The 22,926-nt window shown below is 54.0% G+C and carries 24 protein-coding genes; 11 read left to right on the top strand and 13 right to left on the bottom strand.

Annotation, left to right across the window (positions count from 1 at the left end; genetic code table 11):
- The first annotated feature begins 43 nt into the window (after positions 1 to 43).
- From IOB61_RS08415 to trmB, 7 genes are all read left to right on the top strand, one after another.
- A complete protein-coding gene (locus IOB61_RS08415) occupies positions 44 to 550 on the top strand; it encodes a L,D-transpeptidase family protein (protein WP_290815062.1) in 507 nt (168 codons plus the stop codon).
- Positions 551 to 628: 78 nt separating this feature from the next.
- On the top strand, positions 629 to 2,056 hold the full coding sequence (gene miaB / locus IOB61_RS08410) for a tRNA (N6-isopentenyl adenosine(37)-C2)-methylthiotransferase MiaB (protein WP_290815059.1): 1,428 nt from the start codon (positions 629 to 631) through the stop codon (positions 2,054 to 2,056).
- The gene (gene ybeY, locus IOB61_RS16840) at positions 2,053 to 3,549 is read left to right on the top strand and encodes an rRNA maturation RNase YbeY (RefSeq protein WP_367272833.1); all 1,497 of its coding nucleotides are present in this window, start codon (positions 2,053 to 2,055) and stop codon (positions 3,547 to 3,549) included. The genes miaB and ybeY overlap by 4 nt, the downstream gene beginning before the upstream one ends.
- Positions 3,542 to 4,474 (top strand): hemolysin family protein, encoded by a 933-nt coding sequence (locus tag IOB61_RS08395; RefSeq protein ID WP_290815057.1) that lies wholly within the window; start codon positions 3,542 to 3,544, stop codon positions 4,472 to 4,474. The genes ybeY and IOB61_RS08395 overlap by 8 nt, the downstream gene beginning before the upstream one ends.
- Positions 4,471 to 6,084 (top strand): apolipoprotein N-acyltransferase, encoded by a 1,614-nt coding sequence (gene lnt / locus IOB61_RS08390; protein WP_290815054.1) that lies wholly within the window; start codon positions 4,471 to 4,473, stop codon positions 6,082 to 6,084. Before IOB61_RS08395 ends, lnt begins: the two co-directional genes overlap by 4 nt.
- A 48-nt stretch (positions 6,085 to 6,132) precedes the next feature.
- Positions 6,133 to 6,540 carry a helix-turn-helix domain-containing protein gene (locus IOB61_RS08385; protein ID WP_290815051.1) on the top strand — a complete coding sequence of 136 codons (408 nt, stop codon included), beginning with the start codon at positions 6,133 to 6,135 and terminating at the stop codon, positions 6,538 to 6,540.
- A 77-nt stretch (positions 6,541 to 6,617) separates the two neighbouring features.
- Positions 6,618 to 7,334, top strand: a complete 717-nt coding sequence (gene trmB, locus IOB61_RS08380) for a tRNA (guanosine(46)-N7)-methyltransferase TrmB (RefSeq protein WP_290815048.1) — start codon at positions 6,618 to 6,620, stop codon at positions 7,332 to 7,334.
- Here trmB and IOB61_RS08375 read toward each other — a convergent pair.
- Positions 7,309 to 8,259 (bottom strand): ABC transporter ATP-binding protein, encoded by a 951-nt coding sequence (locus IOB61_RS08375; RefSeq protein ID WP_290815045.1) that lies wholly within the window; start codon positions 8,257 to 8,259, stop codon positions 7,309 to 7,311. The two genes, trmB and IOB61_RS08375, sit on opposite strands and share 26 nt — an antisense overlap.
- Positions 8,260 to 8,361: 102 nt before the next feature.
- On the opposite strand from IOB61_RS08375, the gene IOB61_RS08370 reads away from it, so the two are divergent.
- Positions 8,362 to 8,565 carry a zinc-finger domain-containing protein gene (locus IOB61_RS08370; RefSeq protein WP_290815042.1) on the top strand — a complete coding sequence of 68 codons (204 nt, stop codon included), beginning with the start codon at positions 8,362 to 8,364 and terminating at the stop codon, positions 8,563 to 8,565.
- A 25-nt stretch (positions 8,566 to 8,590) separates the two neighbouring features.
- Here the strand turns inward: IOB61_RS08370 and IOB61_RS08365 are convergent, their stop codons facing one another.
- From IOB61_RS08365 to IOB61_RS08320, 10 genes are all read right to left on the bottom strand, one after another.
- Positions 8,591 to 9,619, bottom strand: coding sequence for a type II secretion system F family protein (locus tag IOB61_RS08365; protein ID WP_085340990.1), 1,029 nt, complete (start codon positions 9,617 to 9,619; stop codon positions 8,591 to 8,593).
- 10 nt (positions 9,620 to 9,629) lie between these two features.
- Positions 9,630 to 10,604: a type II secretion system F family protein gene (locus IOB61_RS08360; protein WP_290815039.1), complete on the bottom strand. Its 975-nt coding sequence runs from the start codon at positions 10,602 to 10,604 to the stop codon at positions 9,630 to 9,632.
- Between the two features lie 5 nt (positions 10,605 to 10,609).
- A complete protein-coding gene (locus IOB61_RS08355; protein ID WP_290815035.1) occupies positions 10,610 to 12,106 on the bottom strand; it encodes a CpaF family protein in 1,497 nt (498 codons plus the stop codon).
- A 7-nt stretch (positions 12,107 to 12,113) separates the two neighbouring features.
- Positions 12,114 to 13,508 carry an AAA family ATPase gene (locus IOB61_RS08350; protein WP_290815032.1) on the bottom strand — a complete coding sequence of 465 codons (1,395 nt, stop codon included), beginning with the start codon at positions 13,506 to 13,508 and terminating at the stop codon, positions 12,114 to 12,116.
- A complete protein-coding gene (locus tag IOB61_RS08345) occupies positions 13,505 to 14,248 on the bottom strand; it encodes a CpaD family pilus assembly lipoprotein (RefSeq protein WP_290815030.1) in 744 nt (247 codons plus the stop codon). The genes IOB61_RS08350 and IOB61_RS08345 overlap by 4 nt, the downstream gene beginning before the upstream one ends.
- Before the next feature lie 16 nt (positions 14,249 to 14,264).
- Positions 14,265 to 15,878, bottom strand: coding sequence for a type II and III secretion system protein family protein (locus IOB61_RS08340; protein WP_290815027.1), 1,614 nt, complete (start codon positions 15,876 to 15,878; stop codon positions 14,265 to 14,267).
- Entirely contained in the window at positions 15,878 to 16,747 is an 870-nt protein-coding gene (gene cpaB, locus IOB61_RS08335; RefSeq protein ID WP_290815024.1) for a Flp pilus assembly protein CpaB, read from the bottom strand. The genes IOB61_RS08340 and cpaB overlap by 1 nt, the downstream gene beginning before the upstream one ends.
- Before the next feature lie 173 nt (positions 16,748 to 16,920).
- Entirely contained in the window at positions 16,921 to 17,442 is a 522-nt protein-coding gene (locus IOB61_RS08330) for a prepilin peptidase (RefSeq protein WP_290815021.1), read from the bottom strand.
- A gap of 128 nt (positions 17,443 to 17,570) precedes the next feature.
- Positions 17,571 to 17,741, bottom strand: a complete 171-nt coding sequence (locus IOB61_RS08325; RefSeq protein WP_290815018.1) for a Flp family type IVb pilin — start codon at positions 17,739 to 17,741, stop codon at positions 17,571 to 17,573.
- A gap of 481 nt (positions 17,742 to 18,222) precedes the next feature.
- A complete protein-coding gene (locus IOB61_RS08320; RefSeq protein WP_290815015.1) occupies positions 18,223 to 18,393 on the bottom strand; it encodes a Flp family type IVb pilin in 171 nt (56 codons plus the stop codon).
- A 526-nt stretch (positions 18,394 to 18,919) separates the two neighbouring features.
- On the opposite strand from IOB61_RS08320, the gene IOB61_RS08315 reads away from it, so the two are divergent.
- From IOB61_RS08315 to IOB61_RS08305, 3 genes are all read left to right on the top strand, one after another.
- Positions 18,920 to 19,384: a pilus assembly protein N-terminal domain-containing protein gene (locus IOB61_RS08315; protein WP_290815012.1), complete on the top strand. Its 465-nt coding sequence runs from the start codon at positions 18,920 to 18,922 to the stop codon at positions 19,382 to 19,384.
- Positions 19,385 to 19,481: 97 nt separating this feature from the next.
- Positions 19,482 to 20,063, top strand: coding sequence for a TadE/TadG family type IV pilus assembly protein (locus IOB61_RS08310; RefSeq protein WP_085341000.1), 582 nt, complete (start codon positions 19,482 to 19,484; stop codon positions 20,061 to 20,063).
- Between the two features lie 11 nt (positions 20,064 to 20,074).
- Positions 20,075 to 20,686 carry a TadE/TadG family type IV pilus assembly protein gene (locus IOB61_RS08305; protein ID WP_290815009.1) on the top strand — a complete coding sequence of 204 codons (612 nt, stop codon included), beginning with the start codon at positions 20,075 to 20,077 and terminating at the stop codon, positions 20,684 to 20,686.
- On the opposite strand, the gene IOB61_RS08300 is transcribed toward IOB61_RS08305, so the two are convergent.
- A complete protein-coding gene (locus tag IOB61_RS08300) occupies positions 20,683 to 21,507 on the bottom strand; it encodes an aminotransferase class IV (protein WP_290815006.1) in 825 nt (274 codons plus the stop codon). The genes IOB61_RS08305 and IOB61_RS08300 overlap by 4 nt on opposite strands.
- Positions 21,504 to 22,898 carry an anthranilate synthase component I family protein gene (locus tag IOB61_RS08295; RefSeq protein ID WP_290815003.1) on the bottom strand — a complete coding sequence of 465 codons (1,395 nt, stop codon included), beginning with the start codon at positions 22,896 to 22,898 and terminating at the stop codon, positions 21,504 to 21,506. Before IOB61_RS08295 ends, IOB61_RS08300 begins: the two co-directional genes overlap by 4 nt.
- Between the last annotated feature and the right edge of the window lie 28 nt (positions 22,899 to 22,926).

Genomic DNA, 22,926 nt, shown 5'->3' with positions numbered 1-22,926 from the left:
ACAAGAGGGTGCGGCATCACAGAGTCTTGATCTAGGGGAAATTATGCAGGTTTTTGCAGCGTCAAAATCGGGTTGGCTGACCTACGGACAAACAAAAGTGCGTTGTTCCATTGGTAAGGGTGGTGCAAAGCCTGCCACTGAAAAGCGTGAGGGCGATGGGGCAAGCCCCCTTGGTGTGTGGCCAATCCGTGCCATTCTGTGGCGAGAGGATCGTGGACCTAAGCCTGTGTCGGGATTTGATGCTACGCCGATTCAGCCCCAAGACGGGTGGTGTGATGCAGCAGATGATCCAAAATACAACCAGTTCGTGACCCATCCCTATCCGGCTAGCGCTGAACATTTGTGGCGCGACGACGGGCTGTACAATATCATTGTCGTTCTTGGACATAATGATGACCCCGTTGTGCCGGCGATGGGGTCGGCCATCTTCATGCATTGCGCCTCAGAGGACTATAGGCCTACAGAGGGTTGCGTGGCTTTGGCCGAAGACGACCTGCGTGACCTGCTGAAGCAGGCTAAACCCGGCGATGCTGTAGCCTTCACCGACTAAATCTGTCTGGTTTCGCCGACAAAGTGTTGCGCGAATGCTCTTGCCTATTTGCTGCGTTTGGCGTTTTAGGCTGGCTTTATGCATGAAGAAGCCGCGACCTCTCTCCAAAGCCAACAGATAGACCGCCCGACACCTGCCCCATCAGCAGATGGGAAGACAGGCAAGACCCTGTTTATCCAGACCTATGGCTGTCAGATGAATGTCTATGACAGCGAACGTATGGCTGATGTCTTGCGGCCCCTAGGCTACAGTCCAGTTGATAAGCCTGATAATGCAAACCTTGTTGTGCTCAACACGTGCCATATTCGCGAGAAGGCAACCGAAAAAGTCTATTCTGAAATTGGCCGTCTTAAAGCACATAAGGACTTGATGGCGCAGAATGGTACTAAAATGACCATTGCGATCGCAGGCTGTGTCGCTCAAGCCGAGGGCGAAGAAATCATGCGTCGCGCGCCAGCTGTGGATTTAGTCGTGGGCCCACAAGCCTATCATAAGCTACCCGAGCTGATTGCCCGAGCGGCCCGTGCTAGCGGTGAGCGGCTTGAGACAAGCTTTGAGGCTGACGAGAAGTTTGACGCCTTGCCAACTTTGCGCGCACCCGACGGTCCATCGGCCTTTTTGTCTGTGCAAGAAGGGTGCGATAAGTTCTGTACCTTCTGTGTCGTGCCCTATACGCGCGGCGCGGAATATTCGCGCCCAGTTGACCCCATCATTCTCGAGGCCCGCGGGCTTGCGCAGCAAGGGGTACGCGAAATCACGCTTCTGGGCCAAAACGTCAACGCTTACCATGGGCAGGGGCCGACACTGGCTGGCTCTGAGACGTGGTCTTTGGCGCAATTGGTTCGCCATTTGGCCAAGATCGGTGGGATAGAGCGTATCCGCTATACGACGTCACACCCTTGCGACATGAGCGACGACTTGATTGAGGCGCATGGCGAGGTGAAGGAGCTAATGCCCTATCTGCACCTGCCTGTGCAGTCTGGCTCTAACAAAATCCTCAAGGCCATGAACCGCAAGCATAGTGTAGAGAGCTATCTCGACACCATTGCCAAGGTGCGTAAAGCACGTCCGGACATCGCTTTGGCTTCTGATTTTATTGTGGGTTTCCCCGGAGAGACCGAACAAGATTTTGAAGACACGATGGAGCTGGTTCGCGCGGTGGGCTATGCTGGTGCTTATAGCTTCAAATATTCTAAGCGGCCGGGCACACCTGCCTCTGAAATGTATGGCCAAGTCGCTTCAGAAGTCGCCGATGACCGACTGCAGCGTTTGCAGGCCTTGATATTGGAGCAACAGCGCGCTTTCAATGCTGCCAAAGTTGGGGAGACATTTGACGTGCTCTTCACCGGTAAAGGGCGCAATGAGGGTCAGATATTGGGCCGTAGTCCATGGTTGCAGTCGGTCCACGTTGCCGGTCCAGAACATTTGATTGGCCAGATTCAAAGTGTTCGCATCATTGGCACAATGCCGAATTCCCTGACCGGGGAATTGGTGACTGCTTCGTGACGCGTCGTCGCAAATCAGAGGAAGGGCGCGTCGCCCTCACCAACCAAAGTTTGGTGCCTTTGGTGGCGGGTCCGGCTCATCGTAATTTGACCTTGGTCGAGGATGCCTTCGGTGTCGATCTTACCGCCCAGGGCGGTGATATTCTGGTCCATGGCGATGATCCTGTGTCGGTTGGCCAAGCGCGCGAGGCATTGCAGGCTCTCATTGAAAGGGCGGAAGCCGGGATGGCTTTGGGTCTGCCTGAAGTCCGTTCGGCTATCACATTCGTTCGCGCGGGTTCGCGCGCCCGGAGCGGCGCTCTTTCCTTGCCCGGGCGCCGCGCCGACATTAAGCCTCGAACTCCGACCCAAGCCATTTATCTCGACGCTCTCATGGGTGGTGAGTTTGATTTGGTGTTTGGCGTTGGGCCCGCCGGAACGGGAAAAACCTTTCTAGCCGTGGCTGTCGGTGTTTCGCTGTTACTGGAAGGGCGCGTCTCACGCGTTGTAGTGACCCGACCCGCGGTGGAAGCGGGTGAACGTTTGGGCTTTTTGCCTGGAGACCTTGAAGAGAAGGTGGATCCCTATCTTCAGCCCATTTGGGATGCATTCAAAACCCTTCTTGGAGCCGCGCAATTAGAGCGTCGCAAGGCCGCCGGTGAAATTGAGGTCGCCCCCTTGGCCTTCATGCGTGGGCGCACCTTATCGGACGCATTTGTGATCGTGGATGAAGCGCAGAATACCACCCGCATGCAGATGAAAATGCTGCTGACCCGCTTGGGCGAAGGGTCGCGTATGGTGGTTAACGGCGATCCAAGTCAGATCGACTTGCCGCGCGTGAGTGATTCAGGCTTGCCGCATGCGTTACGAATTCTGCGGCGAGTTGAAGGCATGAAGATCGTGCATTTCAACGCCGAAGACGTGGTCCGCCACCCGCTCGTCGGGCGGATTGTGTCGGCCTATGAGCGCGAAGCTGAAGAGGCGACACCCCCTCCCAGCCCACCACCCGTCACGCCAGAGCCAAAAATGACCGAGACCTCCGCTTCCTTTGGCGTTGATGTTCAAATTGAGGCTGAAGGCTGGCATCATGTATTTGGTCCTGATTCAGACGCTGAAATCGAACGGATTGTGCAAACCGTCTCACGTTATTTTGAACCAGACGGAGATAGCGTCGCCCTCTTGCTAACCAGCGATCCGGTTGTTCAGGCCTTGAATGCGCAATGGCGGCACAAGGATCAGCCAACAAATGTTCTGTCTTTTCCGGCACCTGAGACGGTGCACGCCTTGGAGAAGACTTTGGGCGATGTCGCGCTTGCTTACGAAACCTGCGCACGTGAGGCACAAGAACAGGGCAAAAACCTCAAAGATCACGCTACCCATTTATTTGTGCATGGGCTATTACATCTTTTAGGATATGATCATGAAGCCGATGATGATGCGGCGGAGATGGAAGGCTTAGAGAGAGAGATATTAGCAAACCTCGGTATTGCTGATCCTTATCACACCCATGACTGACGACCCATCCAGTAGTAACTCAGCCAAGAAAACAAGCTTTTGGAAGCGGTGGACGCAAAAGCTGCGTCGCCAGAACGCTTATGCAGGCCTAGATCCCGCCGAGCTCTTGCGTGAGCGCGAGCAGTCAGGCGAAACGATCGAGCGCAATCAAAAGGACATGATCGTCAAGGCTGCAAGCTTTGATCGATTGTCGGTTCGCGACGTAATGGTACCCCGTGCGGACATTACGGCCGTAGAAATCGAGATGCCGCTTGGCGAAGTCGCTCGTATGTTTGAAGAGCATCAGCATTCTCGCATGCCGGTTTATGCCGAAAATCTCGACACACCCTTGGGCTTTGTCCATGTCAAAGACATTCTATCTTTGTTGATCCCGGATGCAGAAGGTCAGACCAAGGCGAAGCTGGATGATCTTGTCTTAGGGCGGCTAAAGCGCGATTTGCTTTATGTTCCGATCTCCATGAAGTTACCAAACCTGTTGCTGCAAATGCGTGCAAAGCGGTGCCATATGGCTCTGGTGATCGATGAATATGGCGGCACCGATGGCTTGGTGACGATTGAAGACCTCGTGGAAGAAATCATTGGCGATATTGATGATGAGCACGATGATCTCGACCAGGACCTCATCGTTGATACCGGCAACGGCGTCTGGGAGGCCGATGCGCGGGTAGAGTTGGATGACTTCTCTGAGCGCGCTGGCGTTGATCTGACGTTGGAAGATATGGAAGATGATATTGATACGCTGGGTGGTTTGGTCTTTGCGCTTGCAGGACGCGTGCCGCCACGTGGTGAGATCCTTCATCATCCCACGGGCTATGATTTTGAAGTCATTGATGCAGACCCGCGCAGAATCAAACGGGTGCGCATCCGTTCTGCCAAAGCGGTGGAAAAGGCAAATACCGATAGTTCTCAGGCACCATCTGCGTGACTGATACCCTAATGCCTCCATCACAGGCGGCTGAGCCCGACACAAGTCATCCCATTGCTATTCTGGGGCCGAACAAGCCTGCGTGGCTTTCCGGCTTAGGTGCGATGTTGTTGGGAGCGCTTGCGGTTTTAGGCCATGCACCTTTCCACATTTGGCCGGCCTACATGGTATCCATCTGCGGCCTCATTTTCTTGCTGGATGGCGCATTTCAAAACAAGAAGCGGCTTAGATCGGCCTTTTGGCGCGGTTGGTCTTGGGGCTTTGGCTATTTCCTCGCTGGGATGTTTTGGGTCGGCAATGCGTTTTTGGTCGATCCCGAGAAATTTGCCGTGTTGATGCCATTCGCTGTAACGGCCTTGCCCGCCGCGATGGGTGTATATTGGGGGCTGGCGGCTGTCGCGGCGCAAAGGTTTTGGCGAGCAGGGCCGTCCCGTCTTCTGATTTTTGCCGTCTGCTTTGGCATTAGCGAATTTGCGCGTAGCCATTTATTCACCGGGCTTCCTTGGAATTTGCCGGCCTATATCTGGAAACCGGGAGAGCCGATCAGCCAAGTTGCAGGCGTGATCGGTCCTTATGGGCTGTCAGTCTTGACCCTCTGGGCATTAGCAACCCCTGTTGTCCTTTTGGCGAAGGGCGAAGGGCTCAAGCGCTATCTCTCTCTTATCGCCGCAGGTGGGTTGGCATTGGGTGCCTGTGCGTATGGCTTGCTTCAACTTCGCGCAGCGGGACCGATTGATCCAATGGCTGGAAAAGGTCCCGTCATTGCTGCTGGACAAGCTGGGTTTAGCCAAAAGGAGGTGTGGGACCCCGCCAACACGGTGCGGATCGTTGAAACCTACCTTGGCTTATTGGAAACGTCAGACTCCCAAAAGGCAGATATTGTGGTTTGGCCTGAAGGGGCTTTCCCATTCATTCTTTTGGAAGAGCCCTTTGTCCTAGAGCAGATTCAAGCCCGCCTTGGTGCACGGACCTTAGCAGTAGGCTCCATTCGTCGTGACCTTTTGGCCGGTCAAGCGCTTTTTTCCAATAGTCTACTGGTGTTTGATGTTGAGAATGGCGGCCTGACCACGCGCGCCGTTTATGACAAGCATCACCTGGTACCCTTTGGTGAATATCTGCCTCTGCGATCGCTGTTCCAACTTTTCGGGATAGCAAGCCTGGTTTCCTATGATGGCGAAATGTCACCCGGGCCAGAGCCCACGACGTTAAGCCTTCCCAAAGCGCCTTTGGCCGATCCCCGCATTTGCTATGAGATTGTGTTTCCACGCTTTAATAAGCAAGCGACAGGCAAAGCTGCTTGGATCCTGAATGTGTCGATCGATGCATGGTATGGTGATTTGCTGGGGCCAGATCAGCATTATGCGCAAGCCCGTTATCGGGCCATTGAAACAGGGTTGCCTGTGGTGCGCTCCGCGAGTGGTGGGTGGTCCGCTATTGTCGATCGCCTCGGACGCCCGGTGGCAGAACATCGCGCAGGGGCTGGCTATGCGACAGCACGTCTGCCTGATTTCCACGGACCCACCCCCTATGCCCGTTTCGGCGAACTCGGGTTTGGCATTTTAATTCTTGGTTTCGGCCTTATGGCGGTTTGGCGACACAAGCGGCATTGACACAAACAACTCTTCATTGAAATAATGCCCGCACCAAGGCAAGGTTTCATGATTAATCATCGTCGTTCTACTTCCGTTGATGCTTATGTTGGCTGTCGCTTAAAGCAGCGGCGTGAAGATTTGGGTATGAGCCAAGAGCGCTTGGCAGAATTGCTGGGTCTGTCGTTTCAACAAGTTCAAAAATACGAGCGCGGCATGAACCGTATCGGGGCAAGCCGGCTATTCCAGCTGTGCGGCCTATTGGGGGTTGAGCCTTCTTTCTTCTTCGATGGGCTAAACGTGGCGCTAGGGCCGGGTGTTGCAGAAATTCCAAGCGAAGCAGAGACACTTTCTACCGCGAGCCTTTTGGCTGCCCCTGGCGCTCTAGAGCTTCTGGCCGATTATGCGCGCCTAAAATCCAGCACTCAGCGCAAAAAGGTCATTGAGCTAGTTCGTATTCTGGCTGATGACGACTAGGCTCTTAAGGAGAGGCTGCTGCCACCAGCAGATCTCCGGCTCTAGTCCAAGGGCAGCCAAACGGGCATAAGCAGCCTATGTCCAACCCTGATTTCTCTGCACCAAAGCCCTTTGGGCCACTCCGATCCTTCGGGCGCGTGCGTGGTCGCGCTTTATCTGATCGCCAAGAACAGCTGTATGAAACCCTATTTCCACGCGTGTCGATTCCAGCAGAGCCGGCCCATGGCCTAGACCCGAGCCACTGGATGCCCTCCGCAGAAGCAGTTGTATTTGAGATCGGCTTTGGTGGAGCCGAGCATCTGATTGGGCAAGCAGAGCGTCATCCAAGTCACCTCTTTTTGGGGGCAGAGCCCTTTCAAGAAGGGGTGGCCAAGGCATTGGTTGGTATTGAAGACCGCGGCCTCATGAATGTGCGTCTGTTGGCGTCAGATGCTCGGCCCGTTTTGAACGCACTTAAGCCGGCCAGCCTCGACAAGCTGGTGATTCTGTTTCCAGACCCATGGCATAAGGCGAAACACAATAAGCGACGTCTTATCCAAAACGCCTTTTTGGACGATGCCCATAAAGCACTTAAGCCCGGCGGTGAGCTTCGTTTCGCCACCGATTGGGCCAATTATGCCGCGTGGACGCTAGAGAAAGTGACTCAACACGGTGGCTTTGAGTGGCAGGCAGAAATGGCGGCTGATTGGCGGACGCCACCAGAGGATCACATTACAACGCGATACGAAACCAAGAAGCTTGGGGATTGTGCGCCCATTTTCTTGCGCTTTACCGCCCGCCCGCGGGCGTTGTGAGGGCCACAAAGACATCTTCCAAATTGGGTTCTTCGATCCGCAAATCCTTTATTCGCACCCCAGCGCCCATCGCCTGAGACAAGAGTGCCTCCACGCTGTGCTCGTTGGGTCGGTAGTGAATGGCCAAGGCCCCATCTGGGCGCAAAACACATTCAAGATCGGATAGGCCTGAAGGAATCTGCGTCAAGGGCTCTAAGGGAGAGATCACCACTGCCTTTTTGTCGAGCCGCTTCAAAATGGTCGGCGTTGGCTCAGAGGCAATCAGTCGTCCTTGATCGATGATCGCAATATTGTCGCACAATTCCTGCGCCTCTTCGAGATAGTGTGTGGTCAGGACAATCGTCACACCACGCTCTTTATTCAGCATGGTGATATATTCCCACAAGGAGCGGCGGAGTTCGACGTCAACGCCGGCAGTGGGTTCATCGAGAATGACAACCGGCGGCGTGTGCACAAGCGCTTTGGCAATCAACAAACGACGCTTCATGCCTCCCGACAATTGCCGAGAATAAGTGTCGCGCTTATCCGCCAAGCCGACGGCTTCCAGCAATTCCATCGAACGCCGTTCCTTGGGCGGGACCCCATAAAAACCGGCTTGGAGCTCGAGTGTTTCAAAGGGGGTAAAGAAGGCATCAAAACTAATTTCTTGTGGCACAATCCCAATGGCTGCCTTGGCAGCGCGATGGTCTTTGTCGATATCGATGTCCCAGATACGAACTTCACCTGCCGTTTTGATGACAAGGCCGGCCAGAATGTTGATAAATGTGGACTTTCCTGCGCCATTTGGCCCTAAAAGGCCGAATATGGACCCTTTTGGGATTGCGAGGTCCAACCCTTTCAGAGCCTGCTTTTCAGGAGATTTTCCGCTGGCTGCATAGGTTTTTTGAAGCCCGCGGGCTTCAATCGCAAAAGGGGATTGGGTCATGGTTTCTCGCTTGGCGCACACGTTGACGGATAGGGCCCGAAAGTTCTAATTAGGACGCTAAACAGGCCGTAGCAATCACGCCACTGTGAGAGAAACAGATTAATGTCCGTCTCCGTACCTTTAAAGACCAACCAGCCAGTTGAAACCATTTATGTGGATGGTCATCGCATCGCCTGCGATGGCGGTGGTGGTGCTTTGGGGCACCCAAAGGTCTGGTATGAAATGGGTGACGAAGGTCAGGTTGAGTGCCTGTATTGTGGCCGCCTGTATGTGCAGAAGACCTCTGAAGGTGGCGCAACGCACTAAGACTAGATTTAGCTCAGCTTGCAGCTTACCGAGGCGGCGCACCCGAGATGTTTTTGGGACCAGCGCCACCATTCATGTTCTGATACTGGATATAGGCTGGCGTCAGAATCACGATGAACAGAACTGGCAAGAAGAATACAATCATCGGAACGGTTAGCTTCGCCGGCAGGGCGGCTGCCTTTTTCTCCGCTTCCGTCATCCTCAATTCGCGGTTCTCTTTAGCCATTACCCGCAAGGCCGCACCTAGCGGTGTACCATATCGTTCCGCTTGGATCAGCGCTGTAGCGACGCCCTTTACGCCTGGATGATTGGTACGCTTAGCCAAATTTTCATAAGCCACACGCCGATCCTGCAGATAGGCGAGCTCGGCATTGGTCAGGCTCAATTCCTCAGCCAATTCGATGGAGGAGGAACCGATTTCTTGACCGACGCGTAAGAAGGCCCCTTCAATTGACATGCCGGACTCAACGCAGATTAGAAGCAAGTCTAACGCATCTGGGAAAGCGCGCATGATAGAGGTGCGCCGCTTGGTCGCGATATTTTTGACAATGATGTTTGGCAGGTAAAAGCCCGCCACACATGCCCCAAGGGCCGCGATAAGGCGGTTATTGCTGGTCATGTCTTTTCCAAAGATCGTGACATAGGTCAGCGCGCCGATGAAGAAGAAAATTGGGGTCGCAAATCGCGCAAAATAGAAGATGGCAACAGGCCCGGGGCCGCGAAGTCCGGCCTCCATCAAATTCTGGGTCACATTGGGATCTTCAAGCAGTTTCTGAAGGTTTAGCTTGTCAACGATCGACTTCCATGGACCTTTGGCGCGTTGGCGCAGCGATGTCTTTTCGGCGTGCTCAGCGGCAATGGTGGCGCGGCTTTTGCGCCGCATGGATTCGCGATCTGTTGCCACACCTTTCATGCGGGCCGCCAATTGGTCGGTTTTCCACAAAGGTTGGGCAATCGTCAAAGCAGTAATCAACAGCGCAACCGCCATGATGAGCGAGGCAACAAAATCTGGGTCTGTGACCGTGCGTGCAAAATCCTTAACTTCTGCGAACATAGTCTGTTCCTTAAATGTCGAAGTTAATCATGTTGCGCATGACCAAAATGCCGGTGCCCATCATCAAAACCCCAACACCTAATCCAAGATGTCCGGTGGGGTCAGTGAAAAGCAGGCCCATGTAAGAGGGGCTTGTGATGTAAACCATCAAGCAGACGCAGATCGGCAAAGCACCGATAATCATGGCCGATGCCTTAGCTTCGGAAGATAGGGCGTTGATCTTCTCGCGCATGAGTTTGCGCGACCGCAAGATCAGAGACAAATTGCCCAAGGCTTCCGAAAGGTTCCCACCCGCCTTCAATTGGATCGACAAAACGATCGAGAAGAAGCTGACTTCAGGGAGCGGCATGCGTTCAAAAAGCTTTGCCAAGCACTGATCCATCGGAACGCCCATGGATTGGCTATCGCAGATGCGCCGAAATTCTGTGCTCAAAGGTTCCGGCGCTTCCCGAGCGATGATCTTCAGACATTCTGCTAAGGGCAAACCAGACTTCACGCCGCGCACGATCACATCAATGGCGTTAGCGAATTCTGCAATGAATTTCTTTTGGCGTTGGCCAACCAGAAAGCCCAAAATCCAGCGCGGCAAACCAAAAGCGGCAACCCCACCAGCGCCCAAGGCAACATACCAAGAATTGCCCGAGACCAATATGCCCAAAGCGACCAAGATGCCAACTGAACCCGATGCGATCCAAAAGGTTTTTTCTTCGATCGTCAGACCCGCTTGCTCGATGCGCGCGCCTACAGAAAGCCGGGCCCGACGCAACTGCCGTTCCCGCATTTCGATATCTTTAATGTTGCCTAGCAAGCGCTTCCGGCGTGTTTCATCCGGGTCAGCACCGCGACGCTTGATCGCGGATTCGCGCGATTGCGCAACCGACTTAATTCGCTTTTGAGACTCCTGGTTGTCATCGCCAGCCAGCGCAATTCCAATCAGCACCACGCCGATGGCTACAATCACAGGGATGATGGTTCCAAGATCCATGTCCGTTACACATCCGCCGCATCAAGAGCTTCGGCGAGTTCCTTTTCCAGACCGTAATAGCGTGCGCGATCCCAGAATTTTGGACGCGCAATACCAGTCGAACGGTGCTTGCCGATGATTTTGCCGTTTGCGTCTTCGCCATCCATTTCAAAGACGATCAGGTCTTGGGTCACGATCACATCGCCTTCCAAGCCCAGAACTTCGGTGATGTGCGTGATTTTGCGTGAGCCATCCCGCAGGCGGGCTGCCTGAATCACCACATCAATCGAACCAACAATCATTTCGCGGATCGTTTTGGTTGGCAGCGAGAAGCCACCCATGGTGATCATGCTTTCCATCCGCGACAGACCTTCGCGCGGGCTGTTGGCGTGCAACGTTCCCATAGAACCGTCGTGACCCGTGTTCATGGCTTGCAGCAAGTCGAACGCTTCTGGTCCCCGGACTTCGCCCACGATGATCCTCTCTGGACGCATCCGGAGACAGTTTTTGACGAGGTCGCGCATGTGGACCGCACCTTGACCTTCCAAATTGGGCGGACGGGTTTCCAAGCGGACGACATGAGGCTGTTGCAACTGCAATTCGGCCGCGTCTTCGCAAGTGATGACGCGTTCATCTGGGGCAATATATCCGGTTAAGCAGTTTAGAAGGGTCGTTTTACCAGAACCCGTCCCGCCGGAGATCAGGACATTGCATCGGGCGGCACCAATAATGCCGAGCACTTTGCCCGCGGCTTCAGAGATCGCCCCGAACCCAACGAGGTCCTTCATCCGCAATTTGTCTTTTTTGAACTTACGAATGGTGAGGGTAGGGCCATCCAGCGCCAAGGGCGGCACAATAACGTTCACACGCGAGCCGTCTGGTAAACGCGCGTCGCAGATTGGTGAGCTTTCATCAACCCGCCGACCGACTTGGCTCACGATCCGTTGGCAAATGTTCATCAGCTGCTGGTTGTCGCGGAAGCGGATCGGCGTTTTGGTCACTTTACCGCCGACTTCGATAAAGACGGCATTTGCCCCATTGACCATGATGTCGGCGATATCATCGCGCGCCAACAAAGGTTCAAGCGGACCATAACCCAAGACGTCATTGACGATGTCGTTGAGCAATTGCTCTTGCTCAGCAACCGAGACGATGACTTGTTTGATGGCGATGATCTCATTGACGATATCGCGGATTTCATCTCGGGCCGTGCGCTGATCCAACGCAGCCAACTGACCCAAATCAATGGTCTCGATTAGCGCGTTATAGACCGAAGCCTTGGTGCGGTAGTATTCCTCGGTCCTTCCATCATTGACGGGGACGACCGGCGGTGCTGACTGGGTTGGCGCACGCACCGCTTTGGCGACACGCGCCGGGTCCAAAGTTCCAGCGGGCGAAGCCGATGGCGGTGCCGCAGCCGTTGGGGACGGCGCTTGTGGCGCTGCTGTTGGTTTTGGAGCCTCAATGGGGGCAAACTTAGGAGGTGATGCCTGTGCCGCCCCGTCTGCGCGTTTACCAAACATCCTGTCCTCACTTAGCCGCTTTTGCGGGGATTAGTTTTGACAGGAATGTGGTCTTGGCCTTGGGCTGAGGCGCGCGGCCCGTGAACAATTGAGCCAAGAAATCCATACCTTCAGCGCATTTGCTGTTGGGATTTACGTCGGCCAACATTTGCCCGTTATTGCTTGCGGTTCCAAACAATTGGGGATCGTAAGGCAAGACAAGGGTTGGCTGTACGCCCAAGGCTTCGGCGAAGTCCTTGACCGGGATCTCGGGCCGTTTGGCAACGCCGACCATATTCAAAATGACTTTTGGTGGCGTGTCGTTTGGGCGACCAACCCGCACCATATCGAAGATGTTTTTAGCATTGCGCAAGCCAGCCAAGTCTGGTTGGGCCACGACGACAACTTCATCGGCAGACAACAAGGTTTGCCGCATCCATTTTGACCATGTGTGTGGCAAATCAAGAACGACATAAGGCACGCCGCGGCGAACCCCTTCGATCACCGTTTCATAGGCGTCTGGGGAAATATCAAACTCACGTTCCAGCGACGCCGGAGCCGTAAACAGGGTCAGGTGGTCTGTATGGCGGGTCAGCAAGCGGTCCAGCAACACATCGTCGACCCGCTCTGGCTGTTCCAAGGCATCGGCGATACCTGTTGCTGGATCGGTATTGAAGTCGAGGCCGGTGGTCCCCCAAGAAAGGTCAAGGTCTACCAATGTGGTGTTTACGCGGGCATGTTCTGCCATGCACCACGCAACATTGTGCGCGATGGTAGATGACCCAGCACCGCCTTTTGCGCCCACAAACGCAATGGTACGGCCCAAGAATGGCTTGCTAGGATCGACATAAAGGCCGGAAATGGTGCGGATCAGCTGCAAGGGCTGCAGCGGCGGAACGAGGTATTCGGAAACACCGCGCCGGATCAACTCACGGTACAGGCCAATATCATTGGACTCGCCAATCAAAATTACTTTGACGCCGGGTTCGCAATAAGAGGCCAGTTCATCTAATTGCTGAATCAAGGCTGCTGGCGGAGCCAAGCTTTCAACAATGATCAGGTTTGGCGATGGCTGTGCCTGGAAGAATTCGATTGCCCCTGCCAAGCCGCCCATCGAAACGGTCACATGCGCTTTTGCAATCCGGCGATCGGTCGAGGCCGATTGCAGCAATTGCGCGGTATCGGGTCGCTCGCAGAAAACTTGCACCGAGATGCGTGGCACAGGTTGGTCACCGCCGCGTGCTAGCTCACCGACATAGGTTTCTTCAAAGGCAGCTGCATCGAAGTCACCCGGGGAGGCGGCCGCTGGGATGCTTTGCGCATGGGTCGGCTCTAGAAAGTCTAGGTCGGCATCCAGCTCAAAAGGCTCGTCAGCCGTTGCCAATTCTTCCCACATGGGCTTGCGTTTTGCATTCCCAATCATTTGCCACCCCCGGCTGCAACGGATCCACTAACTGTCGGCACACCGCCTTTGCGGTGTAGATCAATACCTGTCTGAATTCGGGCTGCATCGCGCGGCCCATCTTTGCGATCGCCAAGAAGGTCGCCAGGATCAGCCACCATCGCGGCTAAATTGGCGTTCTGAGCGCATGTAAATCGGTCGACTGGCGTGTTGTTGGCCGTCTTTCGCGGATCAAACGACGTCCAAGGTTCGCAAACGATTGGCTTGGCTTCATAGCGGCCGAAAGTAATCAAAATCGGGGCATTGGACTGCCCTTGCGCTTGATAGGGGCCGGAAGAGATTTTTGAAAAATCAACGCCACCAAGGAAAAGGGCCCGTTGAACATCTTGGGCTACTTGCCCAGCCGTTTGGCTGTTGCTGGCATTAGCGGGTACCGAAACAACGATATTGCCGCGACCAAGACGAACATATTCTTGGGCGAAAGCCTTCAGCTCTGCCGCTTCTTGTACATTGAGGCCAACAGCGCCACTCGGTGCGGAAACCGCCATACGCGCTTCGACGGGGACGACTTCAGGGATGTAGGCATCTAGAACCGTGCGTTTCAAATGGGCCTGCTCAACAAAATCGACAGGGGCCTCTTCTTTGGCAGCATGACCGCCCCCGCAGGCGCCGAGTAGCATCAGCGCTGACAGCGCAACCGCCATGGCGGCGGCCTTGCCGGTTCGGGCGATTGAAGCGTTTGGAGCGACTACTTGGTTCATCGGCTTCTTCCTGATCTTAATTCACAATATGGCCGACAGGGGCACGATAACGTCCTTGCGGCAGCCCCTTCGAATCGGGTTTGACGATTTTATTCATGCGACCCAGTAATAAGGCTGTTGCGTCATTTGATGGGGCGTATCCATCTCCCGGCGTCTGCAGTTGGTCCATGGTCGTCGACTTTACGATGTAGGGCGTGACGATGATGACCAGCTCGGTTTCATTGCTTTGGAAGTCACGCGACCGGAAGAGATTGCCCAAAATGGGGAGATCTTTGAGGCCGGGCATCCCCTCAATCGACTGCCGCGTTGCCTGTTGAATGAGGCCGGCCATCACCATCGAACGCCCTGAAGGCAACTCCATCGTGTTCTCGGCGCGCCGTACGGAGACCCCAGGAATAGACAAGCCGCGGATCGTATCTGTAATGTTTCCTGCCGCATCCCGAATGAGTGTATCCGCCTGGCGGAAGGAGGCAGCCGTGGAGATTTCGGAAACTTCTGTGGAAATCTTCAGAGATATACGATCGGGGCTCAAGATGATGGGCGTAAAGCCCAAGCCGACACCAAAGGGCTTGAATTCAACCGAGACGCGATTGCCTTCTTGGGCCGTCGGTACAGGGAATTCACCCCCGGCCAAGAATTTAGCGGGCTCACCCGATGTTGCAGTAAGATTTGGTTCGGCTAAGGTCCGGGCCAAGCCAACACGTTCCAATGCTTGGATGTTGCTATCCGTGCGCTGCCCCGACACCAGTTCGCCGGGGCCATAGGTGACCTCTGTGCGGCCCGTATCAGGGTTAAACCTCGAACTAAAGCCACCTGCGCCCGCGCCGACAGTTGGGTCAAGAAGACTGGAATTGCCGCTCAGAAACGAGTTTGAAACAGGGCGAATGAAGTTTTGTGCCCAAGTCGAGTCAATCGTGGTGCCGCCTAAGAAGGCCCCATTCACCGAAAAGCCATTGGCAGTCGCAAATTTAAGGCCCCAATCCTCCGGCAAAAGCTGATTGAGGATGTTGGTGGAGGTCAGGTTCATGCCCAATTGCTTGATAACCGAACGCTGCATTTCTACGATGCGAACGCGCAGCATGACTTGATCGCCCGACAAGACGCTCATCATGTTCAGAACTTTGTCGACGCCGCCTGCATATTGGCCGGCAATGCGCAGAACTTGGTCAGCCGTCAGTCCATTGGGGACTTCGCCTGTCAAAATGATAGAGTCGCCCACACTATCAACGACAACGCGTGCCTCTGGCACTAAGCGTTGGATCAAAGCGTTTAATTCCGACGTGTCGCGGGCAACCCGAATCTCCAGTGCCAAAATCTGGCGGCCCTGCGCATCTAGAAAAAAGACATTGGTTTCACCCGCTCGGGTGCCGAGTAGGACGGCTCGGCGGCCGGTGCGCATGACTGCATCCGTGATGTTTGGGTCAGAGACCACAACATCGCGGGCATCAACTGGCAAGTCGACAATCGCGGATTTACCCAGCCCTAAGGTGAGGCGCTGGGTCGTAGTGGCGTGACTGGCGGGCTTTGAGATGGCAGCTTGGGCAGATGCCATGCTTGGGATCAACCCAACGCACAGCACAAGACTCGAAGCTGCGGCGAGTAGACGTTTCGCGGCTTGGGTTCTGCGCATCACTGCCCTCCCCGATATACTTTAACGGTCGTCGGGATGGGCTGAGAAGCTTGTTGGACCACTTGGGTTGCCGCCGGCTTCGGGTCGCTTGTTTGCGCAATGCCAGTGCGTTGGCTCATGACGTCGGTACCGGTCGACGCAAAAGTTGCACCACCAGCATCTGCATAGCCACGCAAGATAAGGGATAAATCACCAAGTTTATGCGCTAGACGAACTTTCTCAGCATCAGATGCAGACAATTCAACCGTCGCGACGCCGCCTGGTAGGGTTGTTTTGTCTTTATCCTGCGTGACCGACTGGTCGATTGCCAGCACGCGGACATTCTCCAAAATAGCCGCTGAAACGACCTTAGACTGAGACTGACCATTAGAGGTAAATTGTACCTCACGCGTCAGAATAATGTCGACGCGATCATCTGGAAGCACAAAACCCGCAACAGCTGTTTCTGGGCTGATTGGGAAGGAGACAGCGCGCATGCCGGGCGTAAGCAGTGCGGCCATCGCCCCTGTTTTTGCATCAACATCGACAATTTTGCTGGCGAGCACAGGTTCGCCCTTCACCATGGCTTGGCGAACGATGCCATTGGTTAGCTCTTCAATTGCCTTGGGACTTTTTGATTGCAAGATGAATCCGGGCGCAGCAGCGCTGGTCGGGGTATAGGCTTCCCATCCCAAGGAGGACGGCGAAATGCGTTCGCCCACAACCATATCGCGCTTAGCAACCAAAACATTGACGGTTTCGACCTTGGCCTCGACAACCGCAACCGGTTGCGCGACTTGTGGGTTTCCGGCTTGCGACCGCATCCAAATGAATGCGCCACCTGCGACTAGCAAAGCACCGCCAATGATCGAGATTTGCCGAATATTCACGCTACGCATCTCCCGCTCAGGGTTCTTGCAGGCCAATTTCCTGCTGAACCCTTAGAGAATCACCCAAATCCAAAACGATTTACCGGACGACCATGCGTAAATAGGTTCTAAGAAGAGGTTAACGCGATGATTTCTTTGGTTCAAGAAATGCAAACAATTTACACAATTTTAGGTTAAATGCTTGGAAACCAAACGGTATATGGCGTTGCAAGAATTGCCCCAATTCCCAAAGCAACCCCGTAAGGGACGGCTGCGGATTTCCGTAATAGTCGACGTGCCCAGCGCGGACTCTTGGGCAGACCAAACTGCTTCGCCAGGCGGCGGCCCAAGATAAGGAACAGCACCAAGATTCCACCAGCTATGGCCGTGTATAGGATGAATGGCATCATAGCTGCTGGCCCAAGCCACAAGGCTGCAGCACCGGTCAATTTGGCATCACCGCCGCCATAAACGCCGATTAAGAACATGCCCATGGCAATGATCGTAGTTACTAGGCCAACCCCAACGTGGGCCGCGAGATCATTCACGCCTAAGCCCATCGGCAACGCGAAAACTAGAAAACCTGCCGCAATCAGCATGTTTAGTTTGTTTGTGATTAGGAATGTGCGAACATCGCCTATCCCAGCCCAGATCATGGCCCCCGAAAAGGCGATCAAGCCTGCAGCTGCTGCAAATGTTTCAGGTCCAAGTGTCATGGTCGCCTTTTAGCACGGTTCCGCTAAGCCAAGGTAAATGGCGCTGAGGGAGCTAGGCTGGGGTAAAGAACAAAAAAAAGGCGCTTGGTCCGGAGACCAAGCGCCAATTTTAACAGACAAAGTCTGTATTAGCGGCTGCCGATCGAGGTACCGATCGAGTTGAAGCGGGCGCTCATGTTGTTGCCCAAGGTGCCCAACGAGGTGATCAGAACAACAGCGATCAAAGCTGCGATCAGACCGTATTCGATAGCGGTTGCACCGGACTCATTGTTGCGGATTTTCTTGAAAAGCTTTTTCATTTTTAGGTTCCCATTCTACATGCGACCGGGTGGTTGAAGTCTTGATTGCTTCTAATTCCCTGTGTCCTCATCGTTCTAGCGAAGACTCATAAACATGGCGTAAACTGAAACGTAAAAATTGAACTGACATGCCACTTTCTCGGCACATTTGCGGCCACACAAATTCAACTTACTGATTTTAATGATGATTTTTGTGTCTTCTTTTGCCAAAATTTCTGCAACTTCATAGGTTCCGTAGAATTAGATAGAAAATACGAAGTAATATGTTACCGCTCAAAGTACAAAGCACAGCCCATTAAGCCATAAAAACTAGCATTTCTCCCTCAGAAAATTGAAAGTTGTTCACCCGGGATCAGTCGCACTTTCCTCCTGGGGTTTGCTTTATATCTTATACGCGTAGGAGAACATCTTGTACGCGTCGGAGAGCAAAGAGACGCTTGGCCCGAAGACCAAGCGCCAATTTTAATTGACAAAGTCTGTATTAGCGGCTGCCGATCGAGGTACCAATCGAGTTGAAGCGTTCGCTCATATTGTTGCCCAAGGTGCTTAACGAGCTAATCAGAACCACAGCGATCAAAGCTGCGATCAAGCCGTACTCGATAGCGGTAGCACCGGACTCATTGTTGCGGATTTTCTTCAAAAACTTTTTCATCTTTAGGTTTCCTTTCTACATGCGACCAGGGGGTTGAAGTCTTGATTGCTTCCATTTCCCCGTGTCCGCCTCGTTCTCTTGAAGACTCATGAACAGCGCGTTAACTGAATCGTAAGAATTGATCCGACATGCCACTTTTTCAGCGAATTTATGGCATAGCTGTCGTAACTATCTGATTTTAAATACTATTATTTGCCACATTTTGCCAAAATTTCGACACTTTTGTAATTTCCGGAGAATTGGGTAAAAAATATGGAGTAATATGTTACCGCTCAAAATACAAAAATCAGTCAGCAGTGCAAAAAACAAATATTTTCTTTTTCATGAAACTATAAGTTGTGTGTCTTATATTGGACGAATTTACCCGAAGGTATCTTCTCTACATATTATACGCGCATGGAAAGGGGGAATTATTCAAACTTTTCGTCGTCACAAGTTGCGAGATTTTCGGCCTCAAGCGGCGTTTACTTGTTAATGGCTGGTTTACAGGTGGGCGGTAAAACAAGCAGCAGCACGGAGTTCTGTCATGTCCAACTTTCCAAAATCATTGGCTTTGTTTGCCAGCGCCTTTGTCGTACTGGTTGCAAGTTCGGCAGCCGCGCAATCTTTTCAATTGGAAGTCGATCAAACCCAACCCTTGCGCTTTGAGCGCCCAGTGACGGGTGTGGTTGTCGGAAATGCCAGCATTGCCGATGTGATTGTCCATGATGCCCGCGTGCTCTTCGTCATCGGCAAGTCAACCGGCACGACAGAGATTACCGCTGTAGACGCCGCGGGCCGCACGGTGTTTTCGGGTACTGTGCAAGTGCGGCCAGCTAATGTGCGCGACATGGTTACCATTCAACGTGGCAGAGAGATTTCCACTGCAATCTGTCAGGAGCGGTGCATCCCGAATGTTCATTCTGAGGGGACCACGCAGGGCAATAATCCCGCGGTGACGGCCATCAACCAGCGATCGGGTTTTGCTGCGGGCTCAGGTTCGCGCCAATAGAGCGCAGATCGTCGTTAATAGATAAAAATGTCATCGTCGCTTTAAGCAGGCTGAAAGGCCCTCTGTGCTTAGTGGGCCTGCGTTGAAGGAGTGGACGATGTCTGCATTGCTCTCGATCATGGTTAAGCGGCTGCGTTCTCGTCGTGCTAAGCAGGGCAAGCGGGGCACGGCTGCTGTTGAATTCGCGATGGTCGCCACGCCATTCATCTTCATGTTGTTTGGCATTTTCGAAACCATGATGATCTTCTTTGTGCAGACGACGCTAGAAGCCGCCGTCGCCGAAGAAGCACGGAAAATTCGAACAGGTCAGGCACAATCTACTTCTGCCCCAATTACAAAGACCCAGTTTAAAGCCAATGTTTGTGCCCGCATGATGGGCTTGGCTGATTGTAATGCCCGCTTGTTTGTTCAAGTTCAGAACCAGCCCGTGTCTGGTACTTTGCCTGTTCCCTGGGCAGATGGGACCTTAACACCGGGTTCAGCCGCCGATGAGCCCTATGAGACGACAGCAGCCAACGCGATTGTTGTGGTGCGCGGCTATTATGTCTGGCCCTTGATGACCCCTGGCATTTCCAACGCCATGCGGAATTTCTCCGACACGTCTTCGGGCGGCACCCTCGGAAACTATAACCGCATCATTGCCGCAACATCGGCATTCCGTAACGAACCGTTCAATTGAGGTTGTTTGTAATGACGTTCAAAACCTCACTTAAAAACAGACTGAGTCCTCTAAGTCAGGCATCGCAAAACCGCACCGCCGAGCGCGGCGTTTCCGCCGTCGAGTTTGCTTTGATCGCGCCGCTAATGATCCTTATGCTGTTTGGGGCTTCAGAAGTTAGTCAAGCCGTCAGTGTCGACCGGAAAGTGACTCTCGCTGCGTCAACATTGGGCGATTTGGCCGCGCAAACTGACCGGGTAAGCTGTACGGATCTCGCCCAAATAGCCAACGTAACGCGCGGTGTTTTTGCCCCTTATACGGCGACAAGCCCGTCGCTTGTGGTGGGCTCCATCGCCCTACAAGCCGGCACCCCGAAAGTAGAGTGGAGCCAAGAAATTGATGGCACCGGCGGCTGCGCCAATGTCAACAACAGCCATTCTTTGAAAGTTGGGAATACGGTTGCGGTCGACACAGGCCTGTTTGCAACAAATGGTGGCGTCGTTGTTGGGGAAGTCACCCTTCAATACACCTCGCTGGGAACCTCGTTTCTATCAGGCACCACGACCATGCGGGAACGTTTTTACTTTCGCCCCCGTAAGTCCGCCAAACTCTGCTTGACGGGTGTGTCTACGCCGGGTTGCTAGCCTGAGCTCACAGCTGCTCTCAGGCTTTCAAAGCGCGCTGGGTCCGTATCCAAGGCTAATCCGTTCAAGGTGCGGATTGGTCGTACGCCTGTAATGGCGTTGGTTAAGCAAGCTGCCTCGCATCTGGTGAGATCAACAAGGCTGACCCGACCTTCAGCGACAAGTCCAGCGCGGATCAAACGCCCCCGAATGATCCCGGGTAGGGCCCCATCTTCGATCGGTGGGGTGCGCCAGGTACCCTCAACCTTGATCATCACATTCGAACTTGTCGCGCAGGCAATTGACTCATCGGGTCCACGCATCAGGCCGTCATCAGCCCCCTGCGCCTGCGCTATCGACAAGGCGACGATATTGTCGACATACGATAAAGTCTTGAAGCGTGCGGACGGGGCTCCCCCAGCGCGCCAAACATCCACAATACAGACCTCTACAGGCGGGAATTCAGCGGGCACGGCGGCAAGTGTCGCCAACAGGTTGGGTTGACTATTCTCAGGTATTTTTAATCCCCTTGGCCCTGTTCCGCGCGTAAGTGTCAGGCGCAGCGCTCCTCTTTTTAAGCCACTTTTTGCTGCAAGGCTCAACAGGCCTTGTTCAATTGACGCAATGTCAAACGGGATCGAAAGCCCTAACTGGCTAGCCCCATGGCCCATTCGGGCCATATGATCTTCGAAGAAGCGAATTTCTTGGCCAGTCCAAAGCAAGGTTTCAAACAGGCCATCGCCAAGGGTAAAGCCGCGATCGCTTGGATCAATTCGGACATTGGCGATTTTTTCCAGGCGGCCATCAAACCAACAGAGTTCTCCAAGCGTGGAAGATGTCACGCCACATCTCCCCGATTGGCGGCAATACGAAGCGCACGCGCTTTCACCAAAATTTCCTCATATTCGTTTGGCGGCTCACTATCTGCCACAATGCCAGCGCCAGCGCGGGCGTCAATCTGCCAAAGATCGCCATTCCTGCGGCACGCAGCGGTTCGAATCAACACATTGGAATCGGCTGCTCCGTCAAAGCCAACCCGGATCATGGAGCCGCACCAAGGGCCGCGCGGCTCACCTTCTAGCTCGCTAATGATCTCCATGGCGCGGACTTTGGGTGCGCCTGTGATGGATCCCGGTGGGAAACAACTGCGCAGGGCATCGAAAAAGCTAAGGCCTGGCTTTTGACGGCCGCGCACTTCCGATACTAAGTGATGCACCGTGGAAAAGCTCTCTAAATCGCACAGGCGTGGCACCTTCACACTGCCTGCCTCGCAGACACGGGCAATGTCATTGCGCATCAAATCAACAATCATCAAATTTTCAGCTCGGTCTTTATCGCTGGCAAGCAGGGACTGCGCACTTCGGCTGTCTTGAGCTGGATCTTTGTAACGCGGAGCGGTGCCTTTGATTGGGCGAGTTTCCAAGGTGCCTGACGGGTCTCGAGAGATAAAGCGCTCTGGCGAGTGGGATGCCACAACCTTATCGCCTAGGCATAGATAGGCCGCAAACGGGGAAGGATGACGCCCCATCAGCCGACAAAACAACTCCATAGGCGTGTCATCTGGCGCGAGTTGGCCCGAGAAGCGTGCAGATATATTGGCCTGAAATATGTCACCCGCATGGATATAGTCGACAGCGCGTGCGATCTGTCTTTCGACGGTCGCGCGCGGCAAAGACGGGATCAGCGCCAGTTCGGTGGGCGCTTCTACGGCCTTTAAGGGCAGCGGGCGGGCGGCCTCCAGAGAGGTTGCCAGTTTTTGTGCGCGCTGCTCAGCCAAGGCAAAGTCCAAATGTCCAGCGTTATTGAGGCCCCAAGATAATACCCAAGCTCTTTGATTTTCTGCATCAAATACGGCCAAAGTATCATACAGGCCCAGCCAAACATCTGGCCACGCATTGGGCCAGGTTTCTCTGCCAGTCTCTGGTAAAACCTCGAAGGCGTGGCCAAGTTCGTAACTCAAAAGGCCGGCCCACCCTCCTTGAAATGGTCCCAGATCTGGGTGCAGCTTGATACCGGGGGCTACTAAGGCTTCATCCAAGTCTATAAAGGGATCATGGCCAGCGCTTCGGTGCCAGCTATGGATGCGAACCGGCTCTGCCATCACATATGACCACCGCGACAGAGCATGGGTGCCGCCGCCGATGAATCCAAGACATCCGGCCTCCTGCTCTAACGAGGCAAGCGCCTGCAGCGCGGGCTGCCAGGAAAGAGAGCGAACGGCGGGGTGCGTCACGTGGGCGTCTTTACGTCAGAGGATCCGG

The sequence above is a fragment of the Aquidulcibacter sp. genome, assembly GCF_020253525.1.
Taxonomy (GTDB): domain Bacteria; phylum Pseudomonadota; class Alphaproteobacteria; order Caulobacterales; family Aquidulcibacteraceae; genus Aquidulcibacter.
Note: the sequence above shows the minus strand (reverse complement) of the source record. Positions and strands in the feature narration are given on the sequence as shown.

Excerpts from the sequence above, each read along its gene's own strand:
- IOB61_RS08415 (WP_290815062.1), top strand. The coding sequence starts at position 44 with ATGCAGGTTTTTGCAGCGTCAAAATCGGGTTGGCTGACCTACGGACAA.
- miaB (WP_290815059.1), top strand. The coding sequence starts at position 629 with ATGCATGAAGAAGCCGCGACCTCTCTCCAAAGCCAACAGATAGACCGC.
- IOB61_RS08395 (WP_290815057.1), top strand. The coding sequence starts at position 3,542 with ATGACTGACGACCCATCCAGTAGTAACTCAGCCAAGAAAACAAGCTTT.
- IOB61_RS08385 (WP_290815051.1), top strand. The coding sequence starts at position 6,133 with ATGATTAATCATCGTCGTTCTACTTCCGTTGATGCTTATGTTGGCTGT.
- trmB (WP_290815048.1), top strand. The coding sequence starts at position 6,618 with ATGTCCAACCCTGATTTCTCTGCACCAAAGCCCTTTGGGCCACTCCGA.
- IOB61_RS08375 (WP_290815045.1), bottom strand. The coding sequence starts at position 8,259 with ATGACCCAATCCCCTTTTGCGATTGAAGCCCGCGGGCTTCAAAAAACC.
- IOB61_RS08370 (WP_290815042.1), top strand. The coding sequence starts at position 8,362 with ATGTCCGTCTCCGTACCTTTAAAGACCAACCAGCCAGTTGAAACCATT.
- IOB61_RS08365 (WP_085340990.1), bottom strand. The coding sequence starts at position 9,619 with ATGTTCGCAGAAGTTAAGGATTTTGCACGCACGGTCACAGACCCAGAT.
- IOB61_RS08360 (WP_290815039.1), bottom strand. The coding sequence starts at position 10,604 with ATGGATCTTGGAACCATCATCCCTGTGATTGTAGCCATCGGCGTGGTG.
- IOB61_RS08355 (WP_290815035.1), bottom strand. The coding sequence starts at position 12,106 with ATGTTTGGTAAACGCGCAGACGGGGCGGCACAGGCATCACCTCCTAAG.
- IOB61_RS08350 (WP_290815032.1), bottom strand. The coding sequence starts at position 13,508 with ATGATTGGGAATGCAAAACGCAAGCCCATGTGGGAAGAATTGGCAACG.
- IOB61_RS08345 (WP_290815030.1), bottom strand. The coding sequence starts at position 14,248 with ATGAACCAAGTAGTCGCTCCAAACGCTTCAATCGCCCGAACCGGCAAG.
- IOB61_RS08340 (WP_290815027.1), bottom strand. The coding sequence starts at position 15,878 with ATGCGCAGAACCCAAGCCGCGAAACGTCTACTCGCCGCAGCTTCGAGT.
- IOB61_RS08330 (WP_290815021.1), bottom strand. The coding sequence starts at position 17,442 with ATGACACTTGGACCTGAAACATTTGCAGCAGCTGCAGGCTTGATCGCC.
- IOB61_RS08325 (WP_290815018.1), bottom strand. The coding sequence starts at position 17,741 with ATGAAAAAGCTTTTCAAGAAAATCCGCAACAATGAGTCCGGTGCAACC.
- IOB61_RS08320 (WP_290815015.1), bottom strand. The coding sequence starts at position 18,393 with ATGAAAAAGTTTTTGAAGAAAATCCGCAACAATGAGTCCGGTGCTACC.
- IOB61_RS08315 (WP_290815012.1), top strand. The coding sequence starts at position 18,920 with ATGTCCAACTTTCCAAAATCATTGGCTTTGTTTGCCAGCGCCTTTGTC.
- IOB61_RS08310 (WP_085341000.1), top strand. The coding sequence starts at position 19,482 with ATGTCTGCATTGCTCTCGATCATGGTTAAGCGGCTGCGTTCTCGTCGT.
- IOB61_RS08305 (WP_290815009.1), top strand. The coding sequence starts at position 20,075 with ATGACGTTCAAAACCTCACTTAAAAACAGACTGAGTCCTCTAAGTCAG.